Source organism: Pseudomonas sp. PB120 (genome assembly GCF_009761815.1).
In the GTDB taxonomy this organism is placed as follows: Bacteria; Pseudomonadota; Gammaproteobacteria; order Pseudomonadales; family Pseudomonadaceae; genus Aquipseudomonas.
This window is the reverse complement of record NZ_RWIN01000051.1, coordinates 172,768-189,245: the sequence shown is the minus strand read 5'-3', so window position 1 is coordinate 189,245 and position 16,478 is coordinate 172,768. Positions and strand designations below refer to the sequence as shown.

14 protein-coding genes are annotated in these 16,478 nt (G+C 62.5%); 4 read left to right on the top strand and 10 right to left on the bottom strand.

From position 1 onward, the window contains the following. Window positions 1-57: 57 nt before the first annotated feature. Window positions 58-588: a hypothetical protein gene (locus tag EJA72_RS11430; RefSeq protein ID WP_157711552.1), complete on the bottom strand. Its 531-nt coding sequence runs from the start codon at window positions 586-588 to the stop codon at window positions 58-60. Between the two features lie 177 nt (window positions 589-765). Here EJA72_RS11430 and EJA72_RS11425 point away from each other — a divergent pair, with 177 nt between their 5' ends. Continuing rightward, window positions 766-2,247, top strand: a complete 1,482-nt coding sequence (locus tag EJA72_RS11425) for a methyl-accepting chemotaxis protein (protein ID WP_157711551.1) — start codon at window positions 766-768, stop codon at window positions 2,245-2,247. Between the two features lie 215 nt (window positions 2,248-2,462). Beyond that, window positions 2,463-2,828: a terminase gene (locus EJA72_RS11420; RefSeq protein WP_157711550.1), complete on the top strand. Its 366-nt coding sequence runs from the start codon at window positions 2,463-2,465 to the stop codon at window positions 2,826-2,828. A 1-nt stretch (window position 2,829) separates the two neighbouring features. Here EJA72_RS11420 and EJA72_RS11415 read toward each other — a convergent pair whose 3' ends face one another. The 3 genes from EJA72_RS11415 to EJA72_RS11405 all read right to left on the bottom strand — a co-directional run bounded on the left by EJA72_RS11415 (window position 2,830) and on the right by EJA72_RS11405 (window position 4,950). Further along, entirely contained in the window at window positions 2,830-3,627 is a 798-nt protein-coding gene (locus tag EJA72_RS11415; protein WP_157711549.1) for an acyl-CoA thioesterase II, read from the bottom strand. Window positions 3,628-3,858: 231 nt separating this feature from the next. Beyond that, the gene (locus EJA72_RS11410) at window positions 3,859-4,626 is read right to left on the bottom strand and encodes a CHAD domain-containing protein (protein ID WP_157711548.1); all 768 of its coding nucleotides are present in this window, start codon (window positions 4,624-4,626) and stop codon (window positions 3,859-3,861) included. Between the two features lie 45 nt (window positions 4,627-4,671). Beyond that, window positions 4,672-4,950 carry a hypothetical protein gene (locus tag EJA72_RS11405; protein WP_157711547.1) on the bottom strand — a complete coding sequence of 93 codons (279 nt, stop codon included), beginning with the start codon at window positions 4,948-4,950 and terminating at the stop codon, window positions 4,672-4,674. A gap of 221 nt (window positions 4,951-5,171) precedes the next feature. Between EJA72_RS11405 and EJA72_RS11400 the strand changes: the two genes are divergently transcribed. Further along, the gene (locus EJA72_RS11400; protein WP_157711546.1) at window positions 5,172-6,212 is read left to right on the top strand and encodes a patatin-like phospholipase family protein; all 1,041 of its coding nucleotides are present in this window, start codon (window positions 5,172-5,174) and stop codon (window positions 6,210-6,212) included. Between the two features lie 142 nt (window positions 6,213-6,354). Here EJA72_RS11400 and EJA72_RS11395 read toward each other — a convergent pair whose 3' ends face one another. The 6 genes from EJA72_RS11395 to kdpF form a co-directional block, all read right to left on the bottom strand. Then, complete coding sequence (locus tag EJA72_RS11395) at window positions 6,355-7,053, bottom strand: response regulator (protein WP_157711661.1); 699 nt, start codon at window positions 7,051-7,053, stop codon at window positions 6,355-6,357. Window positions 7,054-7,122: 69 nt separating this feature from the next. Further along, the gene (locus EJA72_RS11390; RefSeq protein ID WP_157711545.1) at window positions 7,123-9,768 is read right to left on the bottom strand and encodes a sensor histidine kinase KdpD; all 2,646 of its coding nucleotides are present in this window, start codon (window positions 9,766-9,768) and stop codon (window positions 7,123-7,125) included. A gap of 130 nt (window positions 9,769-9,898) precedes the next feature. Continuing rightward, the gene (kdpC, locus tag EJA72_RS11385; protein WP_157711544.1) at window positions 9,899-10,444 is read right to left on the bottom strand and encodes a potassium-transporting ATPase subunit KdpC; all 546 of its coding nucleotides are present in this window, start codon (window positions 10,442-10,444) and stop codon (window positions 9,899-9,901) included. Between the two features lie 142 nt (window positions 10,445-10,586). Further along, window positions 10,587-12,644: a potassium-transporting ATPase subunit KdpB gene (kdpB, locus tag EJA72_RS11380; RefSeq protein WP_157711543.1), complete on the bottom strand. Its 2,058-nt coding sequence runs from the start codon at window positions 12,642-12,644 to the stop codon at window positions 10,587-10,589. A 10-nt stretch (window positions 12,645-12,654) separates the two neighbouring features. Continuing rightward, a complete protein-coding gene (gene kdpA, locus EJA72_RS11375; protein ID WP_157711542.1) occupies window positions 12,655-14,349 on the bottom strand; it encodes a potassium-transporting ATPase subunit KdpA in 1,695 nt (564 codons plus the stop codon). A gap of 8 nt (window positions 14,350-14,357) precedes the next feature. Beyond that, window positions 14,358-14,447 (bottom strand): K(+)-transporting ATPase subunit F, encoded by a 90-nt coding sequence (gene kdpF, locus EJA72_RS11370; RefSeq protein ID WP_007899818.1) that lies wholly within the window; start codon window positions 14,445-14,447, stop codon window positions 14,358-14,360. A 541-nt stretch (window positions 14,448-14,988) separates the two neighbouring features. On the opposite strand from kdpF, the gene eat reads away from it, so the two are divergent. Continuing rightward, window positions 14,989-16,353, top strand: coding sequence for an ethanolamine permease (gene eat, locus EJA72_RS11365; protein ID WP_157711541.1), 1,365 nt, complete (start codon window positions 14,989-14,991; stop codon window positions 16,351-16,353). Window positions 16,354-16,478: the final 125 nt, after the last annotated feature.

Below are 16,478 nucleotides of genomic sequence, written 5' to 3'. Positions count from 1 at the left end.
CCCTCTTAGGATAGTCGGCCATGGCGAGGGTTCCGTTTTATTCGCGCCTCGAAGGCGTCAAACGTGAATCGCCACCTTCAGGGCTTCCAGGGAAGGTGCGGCCGCGATGCCGACTTCGGCGCACAGCTCCAGCACCCGTGGCACGTCGTTGCCGTACACCAGCACCACTTGCAATTCGTCGTCGAGCAACTGGCTGAAGTTCATCAGCACGTAGCCGCCGTTTTCCTTGTTCATGCTGCTCATTTGCACCTGAATCCGGTTCAGCGCCGTCAGCGCTTCGGTCTTGGCCAGTTGTTTGGGCTTGATATTGAAGTCGACGCCGGGGCCGAACGAGGCGACGATCCGGGCGAACAGGTCCACGTAGGTGTCGGCCTGGAACAGCACCGTCTCCGGCAAGCTGCCGACCACGACCCACTCGCCCAGCGGAATCGGGAAGGTGTCGTCGTAGTTGATGTCTGGATTGGCCGTCAGAAAAGCCGCTTGATCGGCGTAGGCCTGGGCCGCTTCGTCAGCGACCTTGAGGATTTCGTCTTCGCTCATGCACCCGGAGCTGATTTTGCTGATGAGTTCGACGAGTGCAGCTTTCATGGGGCGTAATCCTGTAGCGAGGGAATTTTGAAGCCGCGAAGGATAGCGCATTACGCCCACCAATGGCTCGGTGCGGCAAGGCACGCACGCTTGACCTGCATCAAGAATCAACGCGTCGAGTAGCGGCACAATGCTGGCACCTTGCCAAAACTGTTTCCGCTATCAGAGTAGACCTCCATGGGTGCCTGGCTTAGCAACATCTCGCTGAAATACAAATTCTGGGCGGTCAACGCCGTCGCCTTCGTTACCACGCTGTTGCTGGTGTTGTACGCCGTGCATCTCGAGCAACAGGCCCGCAGCCAAGCGTCTCAAGCGTCGGCACAAGCCCAGGCGCGATTGCTCGACGCGTGGCCCGTCGGGCAAGCGTTGCCCCCGTCCGATCATTGGCTGACGTTCCATCGCGGACAGGCACCGCGATTGAACGGGCAGCCCATGCTGGAACTGACTGACAGCAACGGCTGGGTCGATATTGATCCGATGCCTTTATTGGGCGACAGCCCGCTGATCGGTGCCGAGGTCATCACCCGCGCCGACGGACAACAGGTCGCGGTTGTGGCCTACGGCCCGAGCCTGATGCAGGTGTTCGGCGAACGGTTCACCCAGTATGCGGTCGCGGTGCTGATCCTGATGCTGGCGATGCTTGGCGCGTCGCAGTTGTTGATCCGCTTCCTGCTCAGCCAGCTCAACACCCTGAAAGACGTGATGCTCCACGTCGAGAAAACCGGCGACCTGTCGGCACGTGTCCCGCTGGCTTGCACCGATGAAGTCGGGCAGATGGCCGGCGCCTTCAATGCCATGCAGGCCGGGTATCAACGGGTGGTCAACACCGTCGCCAGCACCGCGCGGCAGCTGGACCTCGGCGCCGCCCGGCTGGCCTCGAGCATGAACGACGTGCGTCACGGCATGCTCGGCCAACAGAGCGAAACCGATCAGGCGGCCACGGCGATCAACGAAATGACGGCGACGGTCTATCACATCGCCCAACACGCCGGCGCCACCCGCGACCTCTCGCAAACCGCCGACACCCTGGCCGGCAGCGGGCAGGCCGTGGTCAGCCGGGTGCAACAGTCGATTGCCGGGTTATCCACAGGCGTTCAGCAGACCGCCGAAATGATTCAGCGCCTGGCCCAGGACAGCCAGAAGATCAACGGCGTGGTCAGTGTGATTCACAGCATTGCCGAGCAAACCAATTTGCTGGCCTTGAACGCCGCCATCGAAGCGGCCCGCGCCGGTGAAATGGGACGAGGCTTTGCGGTCGTCGCGGATGAGGTGCGCAACCTGGCCAAGCGCGTACAGACTTCTACGGACGAGATCACGCTGATGGTGTCCGCGCTGCAGGCCGGGACCCGCGACGCGGTGGATTTCATGCAGGAAAGCTCGTTCAAGGCCGACGACTGTGTGCAGCAGGCTCAGGAGGCTGGGGCTGCGTTGGCGGAAATCACCCACGCGGTGGCGCAGATGCGCGAAAGCAATACGCAGATTGCCGTGGCGGCCGAGCAGCAGAGTCAGGTGGCGGAAGAGATGAATCGGGCGGTGGTGAGCATTCGTGATGTGACCGAGAACACCGTGCAGCAGACTGTGGGTTCGGCGACGACCAGCCATGAGCTGGCGGCGTTGGCCGGGGAATTGAGCAAGGCGATCGGGCAGTTGAAACTGTAAGGGCCCCTTTCGCGGGCAAGCCTCGCTCCTACAGGGCTATGTGAGCGCAGAAATTCCCTTGTAGGAGCAAGGATTGCCCGCGAAGGGGCCAGCCCGGCCAGCATCAATCCTGACCATGACCGCCTATCACTCCGATAGCCAACCTCGATTCGCCGCCCGCACGGCCCGGGCCTATTCTTCAAGCATGTGTTCAACATGGATCGAGGATTAGCATCATGGGCAAACGTCACCCCAACCTTCCCGCCTGGCAATGGCGCGCCTACCCGCAGAATCATCAGCACCCGACCAACCTGGTGTTGCACCTGATCGCCGTGCCGCTGTTTATCCTGGCATTTTTGCTGATTGTTTCCGGGGTGTTCGGCCTGAGCTTCGTGAACATCGCCATTGGCGTTGTCGGGCTGCTCGCCGCATTGGCGCTGCAACGTCACGGTCACAGCCTGGAAGCCGAAGCCGCCGAGCCTTTCAGTGATCGCAAAGATGCGCTGTCGCGCCTGCTGGTCGAGCAGTTTCTGACGTTTCCACGGTTTTTCCTGAGCGGTGGCTGGTGGCGCGCCTGGCGTGAGCGCCACCGCCGTCACTGATTCAGGCGAAAATCGTCACCGTCTGCCGACTCATCGCGATCAACCGGCCGTCCGCGCTCCACAGTTTGGCGGCGGCGTGACCGTAGCCGTCGGCGGCATGTTCGATTTCAACCAGGTATTTGCACCAGTCCAGCGTGCTCAGTTCCAGCAACGGCTGGACGAATTCGATGGTCCAGGTCAGCGTGCTGCCCATGGCCGGTTTCTTCAGGTGAGGCAGCAAGGACGGAGGCCAGGCATCGACCAGCGCAAGGATGTGCGACTCGGTGACCGGCTCTTCTTTCACATCCCCCCGCAGGCGCACCCAGCCACCCATCTCGCGGGAGGTGTTGCCGGTGAACGGCAAGCCGCCCACGCTCCAGCGCATCGCCAGATGGCGCATGAACTCCGGGGTCACGCCTTTGATGTACGGCAGTTCCTGGCAGTCGTCCCAGTGCTTCATCTCGGGCGACGGGAGCGCGGCGACCGCGACTTCGGATGGACGCGAGGCGCCGAAACTGCCCTGGATCAGCGTCACCACTTGCCCCTTCTGCATGGCCCGCCCCAGCACCTGCCTGACGGCCTTGCCTTCGCGCAATACGTCGACTTCAAAACTGACCGGCACTTCCGGCTCGACCGGGCCGACAAAGGTAATCGCCAACGAACGCACCGGCCGATCCGCCGGGACTTTCGCGCGCATGGCTTCGTATTGCAGGGCGGCGACCAGGCCACCAAAGCTGGCACGCCCCTGCGCCCATTCGGCCGGAATAGACAGCTCCAGCGGCTGGCTGCGGACGGCGTCGAGCAGATCGGAAAAGCGCATGCAAACCTCAAGGACGGGAAAAAGATGAGGGGATCTTAACCGGCCGCCCCAGACAACACAGTGCCTGTTTCAGCCAAATTGACTGACAGAAAAGCCGGATGTTGCCCGGTAACTGTAGGAGCGAGCTTGCTCGCGAAGAACGTGAACGATGACGCGTGTTTCCAGACAGCACGCGTCATCGTTCACGTCCATCGCGAGCAAGCTCGCTCCTACAGTTGATTCGGTGTGGATTCAGGATTTGAAACAGGCGGCACTGAGTTTGTCGAGGACGCGGTCGGCGCGGGCTTCGGCTTCAGCCATGGTGGTTTGCCAGACGGCAACGCACGGGTGCAAATCGGCTTCGTGCTCGGCCTTGGCCAGCCATTGATAACAATCATGCCAATCACCCAGGGCCGATTGCGCCGACTTCAACCGTGGCAACGCAGGTTTGGGTAACCGATCAAGTTCCGGATAGGCTTCAATACCGTAGCGCACGCGCTTGATCAGCAAGCGCAGGCGATGACGGTCGTGGGCCGGATCGTGAAGCGCCACGTCGAGCTTTTTCCACTGTTTGGTCAGACGCTTTTCGATGCGCTGGCGCAACCCCTTGAGCAACCCCTGACGTTGGGAAGCCCGCAGAAAACGCGGAAATGCGTCGAAAATCATCAGCAGCTGCGCCAGCTCGGGGCTGGCGGCCACGGCGGGATAGGCCTCGGCCATTTGCGCCATGCGCCGTTGCGCGGCCTCGGGTTGATCGTGCTGAAGCAAGTACGCCGCCAGCACTTCGCGATCGCGAAGCGGCGTGGTCAGGTCGCCCACCCGGGACGCCGCCACTTCCAGTTGCTCGACGCCGGGCAAACCGCGCAAGGGTCGCAGCAGGCTGCGCAAACGGCGAACCGTGGTGCGCAGATCGTGCAACGCTTCCGGGTCGGTGCGCGCACTCAAGCGTGCCTGGCAGGCCAGCAAACGGATTTCAAGGCCCAGGACATGGGCCACTAACCGATCAACTAACGCAGACATCCCTTGCTCCCAGAGTCGAGTTGCGCTGATGGCCTACATCATGCCTCAACGGCCCGCGCGTGACTCGCGAATGTAGAAACGTGCCTTTTCAGCCTTGCTGGTGCAGCCTTCATAGGCTTCGAATTGCTGCTGGGTCTTGGCACCGGTCAGCAGCGACAGGGCCTTGGAGTAGCTGACGGTCCCGGCAAAACCTTCGGCCTTGGCCAGGTCAAGTTCATGCCACGCGGCATCGATCTGGCTACCGCAGCTATCGCGGTAGGCAGTTTTGCCGGCACAACCGGCGAGTGCCAGGGCAATCAACGGCACACAGATCCAGGCTTTCATCAATAACACCTCAAGTCAGGTCAATAGTCGTGCTGGTATGACGGTCCGGCGCGTGAAAAGTGCCTTTGATCGCCTACGGAAACTATAGCGCTCGCGAGAATAACCAAGTGCCGCCATGGAGTGTCGAAAAAACGACGTCCTCTCTTCACGAAACGACCTTAACGATTGAAGCACGCCCCACGATGGGTGCATTGTTAAACCTTGTCAGACGAGGGCGATTCATGAAAAAGCGCGTCGCACTGGTGCTGGGTTCAGGTGGGGCCCGGGGCTATGCCCATATCGGTGTCATTGAAGAAATAGAACGGCGCGGCTACGACATCGCCTGCATCGCCGGGTGTTCGATGGGCGCGGTGGTCGGCGGGATTTATTCGGCCGGCAAACTGGATGAATATCGCAACTGGATCGAAAGCCTGGACTACCTCGACGTACTGCGCCTGGTAGACGTCAGTTTTCGCCTGGGGGCGATTCGCGGGGAGAAAGTGTTCGGACAGATCCGCAAGATTGTCGGCGAGATCAATATCGAGGACCTGCGCATCCCCTACACGGCGGTGGCCACCGACCTGACCAACCAGCAGGAAATCTGGTTCCAGGAAGGTTGCCTGCACCAGGCCATGCGCGCCTCGGCGGCGATTCCCAGCCTGTTCACCCCGGTGATGCAGGGCAATCGCATGCTGGTGGATGGCGGTATTCTCAATCCGCTGCCGATCGTGCCGGTGGTGTCGAGCCATTGCGATTTGATCATCGCGGTCAACCTCAACTCCACCAACCAGCGTCACTACAAGATGCCGGTGATCGAGCGTCCCGCGGCATTCAAGAGCCGTTTCAACAGTCTTCTTAATTCCCTAGGCTCGAAGATGCCATTCCGGCGCAAGCAGGCAGAACAGTTGCTGCTGCTGGAAAAGGAAGCGTTGATGGCAGAGGCCGCCGAGATCAATCCTTGGGTCGAGTCCGCCGAACCTGAAGCCCAACAACCGGCCGCCGCCCCTGAACGCGACGGCGCGCCGAAGTCCGCGACCGGGTCGTTCATCATCGATAACGTCGGGCCGGCGTCCTTGCTGGATTTGATCAACCAGAGTTTCGAGGTGATGCAGACGTCGTTGGCGCAGTACAAGATCGCCGGTTATCCGCCGGATATCTTGATCAACGTGCCGAAGCGGGTGTGTCGGTTTTTCGAGTTTTACAAGGCGCCGGAGTTGATCGCGCTGGGGCGAGAGATTGCGCGGGATACGTTGGACCGGTATGAGAATGAGCGGGATTCCTGAAGTTTTCAGGTGAATTCAAAGGCCTCTTCGCGGGCAAGCCCGCTCCCACAGGGTGAGTGTCGTTCACAGAGATTGTGATCACCTCTAAACCTGTGGGAGCCGGGCTTGCCCGCGATGGCGGTCGAATCATTCACTGCAAAACCTAGAGGCTGCCCTCACTCAACAGCCGATACCCCACCCCCGCCTCGGTCACGATAAACCGTGGCTGGGTCGGGTCATCCGCCAGTTTCTGCCGCAAATGCCCGACCACAATCCGCAAATAGTGGCTGTCGTCGGTATGGGTCGGCCCCCAGATATCCTTGAGCAGTTGTTGCTGGGTGATGACCCGCCCCGGGTGCCGCGCCAGTTGCGCGAGCACCGCGTATTCCTTGCGGGTCAGCGCGACTTCGGCGCCGTCGAGCAGCACCCGGCGATAGGCCAGGTCCACGGTCAACGGGCCGAACACCAGCGCCGCTTGCTGCGCCTCACCCACTGGCGCCTGACGCAACAAGGCGCGCACTCGGGCGAGAAATTCCTGGATGCCGAACGGTTTGGTCACGTAATCGTTGGCGCCGCCGTCGAGGGCTTCGACTTTCTGCCCCTCGCTGGCGCGCACGGAAAGTACCAGCACCGGCACCGTCGACCACTCGCGAAATTCACGCAGTACCTGCTGGCCGTCCATGTCCGGCAGGCCGAGGTCGAGCACCAGCAAATCCGGTTTGTTCAGCGCGGCTTGCGCCAGGCCTTCGGCGCCTGTGCCGGCCTCCAGCACTTTGTAGCCTTGTGAAACCAGGCTGATGCGCAGGAACTTGCGGATTTGCGGTTCATCGTCGATGACCAGAATGGTCGCGGTCTGGCTCATGGTTTCCGGTCGCGGCATGGAGAGATCCAAAGGGTATCAGGCTTCATATTCAGCGTTCACTTCCATCGCTCACATTTCAAAGGCCGGTTGTTCCTGCAATGGCAGGTGCAGCGTGATGCAGGTGCCGCGCCCTTCGATGCCATCGGTCACACTGATCCGCCCGCCGTGCGCGCCGACCATCCCCTGACAAATCGCTAGCCCCAGGCCGGTGCCCTGCCCGCCACGATCACCTCGCGCGGCGGTGTAGAACATGTCGAAAATCTTCGCCCGTTCCTCTTCGGGAATGCCCGGGCCCTCGTCGCTCACCGAGAAGAACAGTTCGGTGTCCGTCACCCCGGCGCGCAGTTGCAAGCGCCCATGGAGCGGTGAAAACCGCGCGGCGTTTTCCAGCACGTTGACCAGCGCCTGCTCGATCAGCGCGGCGTGGACAAACAGCAGCGGCAACTCGGGCGGCACGTCGGTGCTGACCTGCAACGGCGCCAGCACCGCGCGCAGGCGATTGAGCGAACTGCCGACGATGTCCGCCGGCGAGACCCAGTCCCGCGCCAGCTTCAGCGCACCGTGACCAAGGCGGGTCATGTCCAGCAGGTTTTGAATGTAGCGGTCGAGGCGTTCGGCTTCGTCGCGCGTGCCTTCGAGCAGTTCGCGACGATCCTCAAGCGGGATCGCTTCGCCGAGGGCCAGCAGGCTGTCGATGCTGCCGCGCATGGAGGTCAGCGGCGTGCGCAAATCGTGGGACACCGAGGCCAGCAAGGCACTGCGCAATTGTTCGGTTTCGCCATGCAGCCGCGCCGCCTCCAGGTCCTCGGCCAATTGCGCCCGCGCCAGCGCCTGGGCCAGCGGCTGGCTCAACGCCGTGAGCAAGCGCCGGCGTTGGCCGCTCAAGGTCTGACCTTCCTTGGCGCACACGCCGAGCAACGCCAGCGGCCCATCCTCCACCGACAGCGGCCACCACCACCAACGCCCGAATGGCAGCGTGCCGGTGCCGGCACCTGCCGGTTGATCGTGCTGCCAGGCCCAATCGGCGGCGGCGCGTTCTGCTTCGGTAAGCTCCAGCGGGCCACCGGTTTCAACTTTCCAGCCCGCTGGCCCGTCGCGATTGAGCAGGCACAGTTGCAAGTCACTCCAGCCGTTCAAGTGCTGGGCCGCCGCGCTGACCACCGCCTGACGGTCGGTGGCGGCCGTCAGTTTGCGCGACAGGTCCAGCAGCTCGGTGGTCTCTTCCTGGGTGTCACGCAACGCCTGCAATTGCCGGCGCTGCCGCGCCGCGAGATTGCCGGTGAGCGCGGCCATCAGCAGGAAAAACAGCAAGGTCAGCACGTCCTCTTCGCGCTGGATGCTGAAGGAGAAATTCGGCGGGATGAACAGAAAGTCATAGGTCAGAAACGACAGCGCCGCACAGGCCAGCGCCGGGCCGAGGCTGCTGCGCACCGCCACCAGCAACACGGCGGCGAGGAACACCAGCGAGATGTTCGGCAGCGGCAACACGCTGGCCACGGCCCAGGCCAGGGCACTGGCGAGTACCGTCGCCACGAGGGCGAGGGCGTAGTCGAACCACACCAGCGACTGCGCCGAACGCTGGCGTGGTTGATGCTGTTCGTGATCGCTGTCGAGCACGTTGATTTCCAGCCCGCGCGCATCACGCAGCAAGCGTGAAGCCAGGCCGCCGCCGAACAGACGCCGACGCAAACGCTGTCGGGACTGGCCGACCAGCACCAGGCTGGCGCGGCGCTCGGCAGCGTGCTGGATCAGGGTTTTCGCCACCTCGCCGGCGCGCAGCAACACCACTTCGCCGCCGAGACGTTCCGCCAGTTGCTGGGCGCTTTGCAGGCGCAGGCGCGATTGTTCGTCGCGCACGCTGCCGTTGTCGACGTGCACCAGGCTCCACGGCAGATGCCGACGCTGCGCGACTCGACTGGCGTGACGCACCAGACGCTCGGCCTGAGCATCGCCATCGACGCCGACCAGCAAACGCCCGCGCACCGCCGGTGCTGCCTGGCCGAGCTGGCGATACCCCTGGGCCAGATCGTTATCGACCTGGGCCGCAGCGGTTTGCATGGCCAGTTCACGCAGGGCGGTGAGGTTGGTCTGGGTGAAGAAGGCGTCGATGGCCGCTCGCGCCTGCTCCGGCACGTAGACTTTGCCATCGCGCAGGCGCTCCAGCAGTTCACGCGGCGGCAGGTCGATCAGCAGCAGTTCGTAGGCTTCTTGCAGCACCCAGTCCGGCAGGGTTTCGCGGACCTGCACGCCGGTAATGCCGCGCACCTGGTCGTTGAGACTTTCGAGGTGCTGGACGTTGACCGTGGTGAACACGTCGATGCCGGCGGCGAGCAATTCCTGGATGTCTTGCCAACGTTTGGTGTGACGACTGCCCGGGGCGTTGGTGTGGGCCAGTTCATCCACCAGCACCAGTTTCGGCTTGGCAGCGAGCAAGCCGTCGAGGTCCATTTCTTCGAGCAGCACACCGCGATATTCCGAACGCACCAGCGGCTGTTGCGGCAAGCCGCCGAGCAGGGCTTCAGTTTCGGCGCGACCATGGGTTTCGACCACGCCGGCGATGACTTTCACGCCCTGACGCAGTTGGGTATGGGCCGCTTGCAGCATGGCGTAGGTCTTGCCGACACCAGGCGCGGCGCCGAGGAAAACCTTGAGCCGGCCACGGCCATCGCGGGGCAGGTCTGCTAACAGCGCGTCGGCGCGGCCAGAGTCGCTCATGTTTGAAGTTCTCTTTTTTCAGCGGCTGATGTGGTGATTGTTATATCGCCATCGCTAGCAGGCTAGCTCCCACAGGGGGTATGCATTCCACGTGGCAGCTAGCCTGCTAGCGATTGGCGGTGTCACCGTTTTACAACTTTTCCAATGCCATATTCAGCGCCAACACATTCACCACCGGTGGCCCCACCAAAGGCTGCTCGATGTGTGCGGCCAGCAGGTTCTGCAGCGTTGACAGCGGCAGGTTGCGCGCCGCCGCCACTCGCGCCAGTTGATAGGCAATCGCGGCCGGTGGCAAGTGTGGATCGAGGCCGCTGCCGGAGGTGGTCACCAACGCCAAGGGGACCGGCCCCTGCCCTGGCACCAGCAGTTTGTTGGCATCGTCGATCACGCGAGTGGCCAGGGCCGGGTTGCTCGGCGACAGGTTGCTGGCGCCGCTCGACACGGTGGCAAAAGCACCCGCCGATGGGCGTGGGTGGAACCAGGCGTCACCGACGAAATCCTGGGCAATCAGCGACGAACCACGGGCCTTGCCCTCGGCGTCGCGCACCAGGCTGCCATTGGCCTGGTCGGGGAATGCAACCTGGGCCACGCCGGTGACCACCAAGGGGTAAGCCACGCCGGTGATCAGGGTCATCAGGACCAGCAGGCTCAAGGCCGGACGTATCATTGTGGACATTTCAAAATCCTCGAATTCGCAAATAAACCTGTAGGAGCGAGCTTGCTCGCGATGCAATTGAAAGCGCCGCGTACAGTCAGGAAGCATGCGTTATCGTTAACCACCATCGCGAGCAAGCTCGCTCCTACAAGGGCGTGTTCAGTCAAACCAGATGCAACGCCGTCAGCAGCATGTCGATCGCCTTGATGCCCACAAACGGCACCACGATCCCACCCAGCCCATAGATCAGCAGGTTGCGCCGCAGCAACGCCGCTGCACTCGCCGCTTGCACCCGTACGCCGCGCAATGCCAGCGGAATCAGCACCACAATGATCAAGGCGTTGAACACAATCGCCGAGAGAATCGCGCTCTGCGGGCTGGTCAACTGCATGACGTTCAGCACGCCCAGTTGCGGGTAGATCGAAGCGAACAGCGCCGGCAGGATCGCGAAGTACTTGGCCACGTCGTTGGCGATGGAAAAGGTCGTTAATGCACCACGGGTCACCAGCAATTCCTTGCCGATCTGCACCACGTCCAGCAGCTTGGTCGGGTCGCTGTCGAGGTCGACCATGTTCGCCGCTTCGCGTGCCGCTTGCGTGCCATCGTTCATGGCCATGCCGACGTCGGCCTGCGCCAGGGCCGGGGCGTCGTTGGCGCCGTCGCCGCACATGGCGACCAGGCGACCGTCGTTCTGCTCGTGGCGAATGCGCGCCAGTTTTTTCTCCGGCGTGGCTTCGGCCAGCACGTCATCGACGCCGGCCTCGGCCGCAATCGCGGCGGCGGTCAGCGGGTTGTCGCCGGTCACCATGACCGTGCGAATCCCCAGTTTGCGCAGCTCGGCGAAACGCTCGCGGATGCCCGGCTTGACCACGTCCTTGAGATGAATCGCCCCAAGCAATTTACCGTCGGCGCAGACCAGCAACGGCGTGCCGCCGCTTTGGGCGATCTTGTCGATTTCCCGGGACAGGGCCGGGGCCAGGTCAGCGCGTTTGAGGCCGACGAAGGCCAGCAACGAATCAACCGCGCCTTTGCGATACACGCGGCCCTGATAGTCGACACCGGACAACCGTGTTTCGGCGCTGAACGGCACGGCTGTCAGCAGTTCGGCGGACGGCTCGGGCTGTGGGTTGGTCCCACGCAGGTACTCGACGATGGACTTGCCTTCAGCCGTGTCATCGGCCAGCGAGGCGAACAAGGCGCCCTCGGCCAGTTCCCTGGCATTCACGCCCGGTGCGGCATGCACGGCCGTGCAACGACGGTTGCCGAAGGTGATGGTGCCGGTCTTGTCCAGCAACAGGACGTGCACGTCCCCCGCGGCTTCCACGGCGCGACCGGATTTGGCGATCACGTTCAACCGCACCAGACGGTCCATCCCGGCGATCCCGATGGCCGACAACAGGCCGCCAATGGTGGTCGGAATCAGCGTGACCAATAACGCCACCAGGAACACCAGCGGCAGGCTGCCATTGGCGAAGTGGGCGAACGGTTGCAGGGTGACGACCACCAGCAGGAAGATCAGGGTCAGGCCGATCAACAGGATGTCGAGCGCGACTTCGTTCGGAGTTTTCTGGCGCTTGGCGCCTTCGACCAGGGCGATCATGCGGTCCAGTGTCGACTCGCCGGGGTTGGCGGTGATGCGCACCAGCAGCCAGTCGGAGACCAGTCGAGTGTTGCCGGTGACGGCCGAGCGGTCGCCCCCGGACTCGCGGATCACCGGCGCGGATTCACCGGTAATCGCCGCTTCGTTGACCGCCGCGATGCCTTCGATCACCTCGCCGTCACCGGGGATCATTTCCCCGGCTTCGACCCGCACCACGTCGCCCTTGCGCAGGCTGGTGGCCGGCACCACTTGAAAGGTGCCGTGGGTGGTTTTACGGCGCGCACTCAAACCTTCGCTGCCGGCCTTGAGGCTGTCGGCGCGGGCCTTGCCGCGACCTTCGGCCAAGGCTTCGGCGAAGTTGGCGAACAGCACGGTGAACCACAGCCACAGCGCGATTTGCGCGGCGACGAAGGTTGGCACGGCGCTGTCCGGAATGAAGCACAGCACGGTGGTCAGGACGGCGGTCAGTTCGACCACCAGCATCACCGGCGCACGCTGCAATTGCCGTGGGTCGAGCTTGACGAAGGCTTGCACCAGCGCCGGGCGCCACAGGGCCGAGATTGCGGTTTTCGGTTGTTCCGGCGCCTTGACGACGGCGGCTTTAGTTGCGGGCATATTCATCATCGGCTCCTTAGAACGCCATGCTCAAGTGTTCGGCAATCGGACCCAGCGCCAGTGTCGGCAGGAAGGTCAAGCCACCCACGAGCAAAATGGTCACGGTCAACAGGGTCACGAACAGCGGGCCGTGGGTCGGGAAGCTGTTCTGGCCGATCGGAGCGGTTTTCTTCATCGCCAGGCTGCCGGCCAGGGCCAGTACCGGGAGGATGTAACCGAAGCGGCCGATCAACATGCCCAGACCCAGCATCAGGTTGTGGAACGGGGTGTTGGCGCTGAACCCGCCAAACGCCGAACCGTTGTTGGCACTGGCCGAGGTGTAGGCGTAGAGCAATTGGCTGAAACCGTGGGCACCGGGGTTGCTCACCGCCGCGACCGGGCCGGGCAGGCTCGCGGCAATCGCACCGAGCACCAGCACGCCGACCGGCATCACCAGCAAGGTCACCACCAGCAATTGCACTTCTTTCGCTTGCAGCTTTTTGCCGAGGTATTCCGGGGTGCGGCCGATCATCAGGCCGGCGAGAAATACCGCGATCAACACGTTGAGCAACATGCCGTAAAGCCCGGCACCGACGCCGCCGAAGATCACTTCGCCAACCATCATGTTGACCAGCGCGACCATGCCGGTCAGCGGGTTGAGGCTGTCGTGCATGGCGTTGACCGAACCGTTGGACGCCGCTGTCGTCGTCACCGACCACAGCACGGTGGCGGTGGTGCCAAAGCGCGCTTCCTTGCCTTCCAGCGGCGCGGTTTGTTCGACGGCGACGTTGTTCAGGGTCGGGTTGGGTTGATATTCAGCCCACAGCGAGGTCGCACCGCCGATCAGGAACAACGCGAACATGCAGGCCACAATCGCGCGGCTCTGACGCAGGTCCTTCACGTAATGGCCGAAGGTGAACACCAGGGCCACCGGGATCAGAATGATCGACGCCATCTCGAACAGGTTCGACCAGGCAGTCGGGTTCTCGAACGGGTGCGCCGAGTTGACGCCGAAGAAACCGCCGCCGTTGGTGCCCAGTTGCTTGATCGCAATCTGGCTGGCCGCCGGGCCGAGCGGGATCACCTGATCGACACCTTGCATCGTCACCGCATTCACGTACTGCGCGAAGGTTTGCGGCACGCCCTGCCAGACCAGGTACATCGCCAGCAGCAGGCACAGTGGCAGCAAGCCGTAGAGGGTGGCGCGGGTCATGTCGACCCAGAAGTTGCCGAGGGATTTGGTCGATTTGCGCCCGATACCGCGACACAAGGCAACCAGCACGGCGAGGCCGGTGGCGGCGCTGACGAAGTTCTGCACGGTGAGGCCGACCATCTGGCTCAGGTAGCTCAACGAGGCTTCGCCGCTGTAGGCCTGCCAGTTAGTGTTGGTCATGAAGCTGACGGCGGTGTTGAACGCCAGCGTCCACTCCTGGCCCGGCAGGTTTTGCGGGTTCAGTGGCAAATGGTCCTGGAACAGCAGGATCGCAAACAACAGCAAAAAGCCCGCGAGGTTGAAGGCGAGCAAGGCCAGGGTGTATTTCTGCCAGCTCTGTTCGGCCTGCGGATCAACGCCAGCCACCCGATAGCAGCCACGCTCGACCGGTCCGAGGATCGGTGTCAGCCAGGTGCGCTGGCCTTCCATCACCTTGTAGTAGAAGCGCCCCAGAAACGGTGCCGGAATCAGCACCACGGCGAAGAAGGCCAGGATCAGCCAATAGTCATAACTGTGCATAGCCGCTCCTAGTTCCGGTCCGCGCGCAACAGCGCAACCAACAGATAAATGAACAGCCCCACTGCCAGTAGCAGTGACACTCCGTCCAGAACGCTCATGGAAGATCTCCGTGTAACGGCGTATTGCCGCGTGTGGAGCCATTGTCGGAAGGAAGGCTGTAAAGGAACGAGATCGAGGGGGGCGGCAGGGCATAAAGAAAGCGTAAAGAGTGGGTTTATGCGGGCGTTACAGCCTGGTTTTTGTGGTGGCTGTTCTGCCGTCATCGCGAGCAGGCTCACTCCCACAGGATTTTTGTCGGACACAAAATTTGTGCTCGATCCAGAACCTGTGGGAGTGAGCCTGCTCACGATGACGGCGTAACAAACGAGATTGCAGCCAACTGCCACACCAAAAGGCCTCACACAGGATTTGTGTCTTACTCAAATTTTGTGCTCGATCCAGAACCTGTGGGAGTGAGCCTGCTCGCGATGACGGCGTAACAAACGCCAACGCCCTCAACTGGCGCACAAAAAAGGCTGCATCCAGCGCCGAACATCCCCGATACGACGCCTTTTTACGCTTTACGACTGCTATCACAACACTGGCACGCCCGCTGCAACACCCTCCCCGAGCTTTCCAAACCGTTCAGGGAGCAAAAACATGAACACACAACTCAAACCCACGCTGGGCACGCTGCACCTGTGGGGCATCGCGGTCGGGCTGGTGATTTCCGGCGAATACTTTGGCTGGAGTTACGGTTGGGGCGTGGCGGGCACACTCGGGTTTCTGGTGACGTCCTTCATGGTCGCCACCATGTACACCTGCTTCATCTTCAGTTTCACCGAGCTGACCACCGCCATCCCTCACGCAGGCGGGCCCTTTGCCTACAGTCGCCGCGCCTTTGGCGAGAAAGGCGGATTGATTGCCGGGTTGGCCACCCTGATCGAATTCGTCTTTGCCCCGCCCGCCATCGCCTTGGCCATCGGCGCCTACCTCAACGTGCAATTCCCGGCCCTTGATCCAAAGCACGCGGCAGTCGGCGCCTACATCGTGTTCATGGGCCTGAACATTCTGGGGGTGAAACTGGCGGCGACCTTCGAGCTGATCGTCTGCGTGCTGGCGGTCGCCGAGTTGCTGGTGTTCATGGGCGTGGTTGCCCCGGCGTTTAGTTTCAGCAACTTCGCCCTGAATGGCTGGGCCGGTTCCGATGTGTTCGGCGCGCCGGCGATTGCCGGGATGTTTGCGGCCATTCCGTTCGCGATCTGGTTCTTCCTGGCCATCGAAGGCGCGGCCATGGCCGCCGAAGAAGCCAAGGACCCGAAACGCACGATTCCGAAGGCGTACATCAGCGGCATCCTGACGCTGGTGTTGCTGGCGATGGGCGTGATGTTCTTTGCCGGCGGTGTCGGCGACTGGCGCACCCTGTCGAACATCAACGATCCGCTGCCGCAAGCCATGAAAACCGTGGTCGGCGAGAGTTCCGGCTGGTTGCACATGCTGGTGTGGATCGGCCTGTTCGGCCTGGTGGCGAGCTTCCACGGGATCATCCTCGGCTACTCCCGGCAGTTCTTCGCCCTCGCCCGCGCCGGCTACCTGCCCAAGTCGCTGGCCAAACTGTCGCGCTTCCAGACCCCGCACCGGGCGATCATCGTCGGCGGCCTGATCGGCATCGCGGCGATCTACAGCGACGGCCTGATCAACCTCGGCGGCATGACGCTGACGGCGGCGATGATCACCATGGCGGTGTTCGGTGCGATCGTGATGTACATCATGAGCATGCTCAGCCTGTTCAAACTGCGTAAAACCGAGCCGAACCTGGAACGCACCTTCCGCGCGCCCTGCTATCCGTTGGTGCCGATGATCGCGTTGGTGCTTGCAGTCGTATGCCTGGTGGCGATGGCGTGGTTCAACGCCCTGATCGGGTTGATATTCCTCGGGTTCATGGCCGTGGGCTTCGTGTACTTCATGCTGACCGCGCAGCTACGCGCGGACGCGCCAGCCGATGCGATGTTGACCGGGGTGTAAACAGCGCGCGGCAGCGCTGACATATCAGGCATAGAATGGAACCACTGCGAAATCCCATCGCTCAAAGTGGTATGCACGATCGGTTGACGAAATCCTCGCCAATCGCCTGCCTTCAAGGAGAGCCC

Bases quoted from the DNA above. Each gene is read 5' to 3' on its own strand.
- EJA72_RS11410 (WP_157711548.1), bottom strand. From the start codon at position 4,626: ATGTCTGCGTTAGTTGATCGGTTAGTGGCCCATGTCCTGGGCCTTGAA.
- kdpB (WP_157711543.1), bottom strand. From the start codon at position 12,644: ATGAATATGCCCGCAACTAAAGCCGCCGTCGTCAAGGCGCCGGAACAA.
- EJA72_RS11395 (WP_157711661.1), bottom strand. From the start codon at position 7,053: ATGAGCCAGACCGCGACCATTCTGGTCATCGACGATGAACCGCAAATC.
- EJA72_RS11405 (WP_157711547.1), bottom strand. From the start codon at position 4,950: ATGAAAGCCTGGATCTGTGTGCCGTTGATTGCCCTGGCACTCGCCGGT.
- kdpC (WP_157711544.1), bottom strand. From the start codon at position 10,444: ATGTCCACAATGATACGTCCGGCCTTGAGCCTGCTGGTCCTGATGACC.
- EJA72_RS11390 (WP_157711545.1), bottom strand. From the start codon at position 9,768: ATGAGCGACTCTGGCCGCGCCGACGCGCTGTTAGCAGACCTGCCCCGC.
- kdpF (WP_007899818.1), bottom strand. From the start codon at position 14,447: ATGAGCGTTCTGGACGGAGTGTCACTGCTACTGGCAGTGGGGCTGTTC.
- eat (WP_157711541.1), top strand. From the start codon at position 14,989: ATGAACACACAACTCAAACCCACGCTGGGCACGCTGCACCTGTGGGGC.
- kdpA (WP_157711542.1), bottom strand. From the start codon at position 14,349: ATGCACAGTTATGACTATTGGCTGATCCTGGCCTTCTTCGCCGTGGTG.
- EJA72_RS11400 (WP_157711546.1), top strand. From the start codon at position 5,172: ATGAAAAAGCGCGTCGCACTGGTGCTGGGTTCAGGTGGGGCCCGGGGC.
- EJA72_RS11430 (WP_157711552.1), bottom strand. From the start codon at position 588: ATGAAAGCTGCACTCGTCGAACTCATCAGCAAAATCAGCTCCGGGTGC.
- EJA72_RS11415 (WP_157711549.1), bottom strand. From the start codon at position 3,627: ATGCGCTTTTCCGATCTGCTCGACGCCGTCCGCAGCCAGCCGCTGGAG.
- EJA72_RS11425 (WP_157711551.1), top strand. From the start codon at position 766: ATGGGTGCCTGGCTTAGCAACATCTCGCTGAAATACAAATTCTGGGCG.
- EJA72_RS11420 (WP_157711550.1), top strand. From the start codon at position 2,463: ATGGGCAAACGTCACCCCAACCTTCCCGCCTGGCAATGGCGCGCCTAC.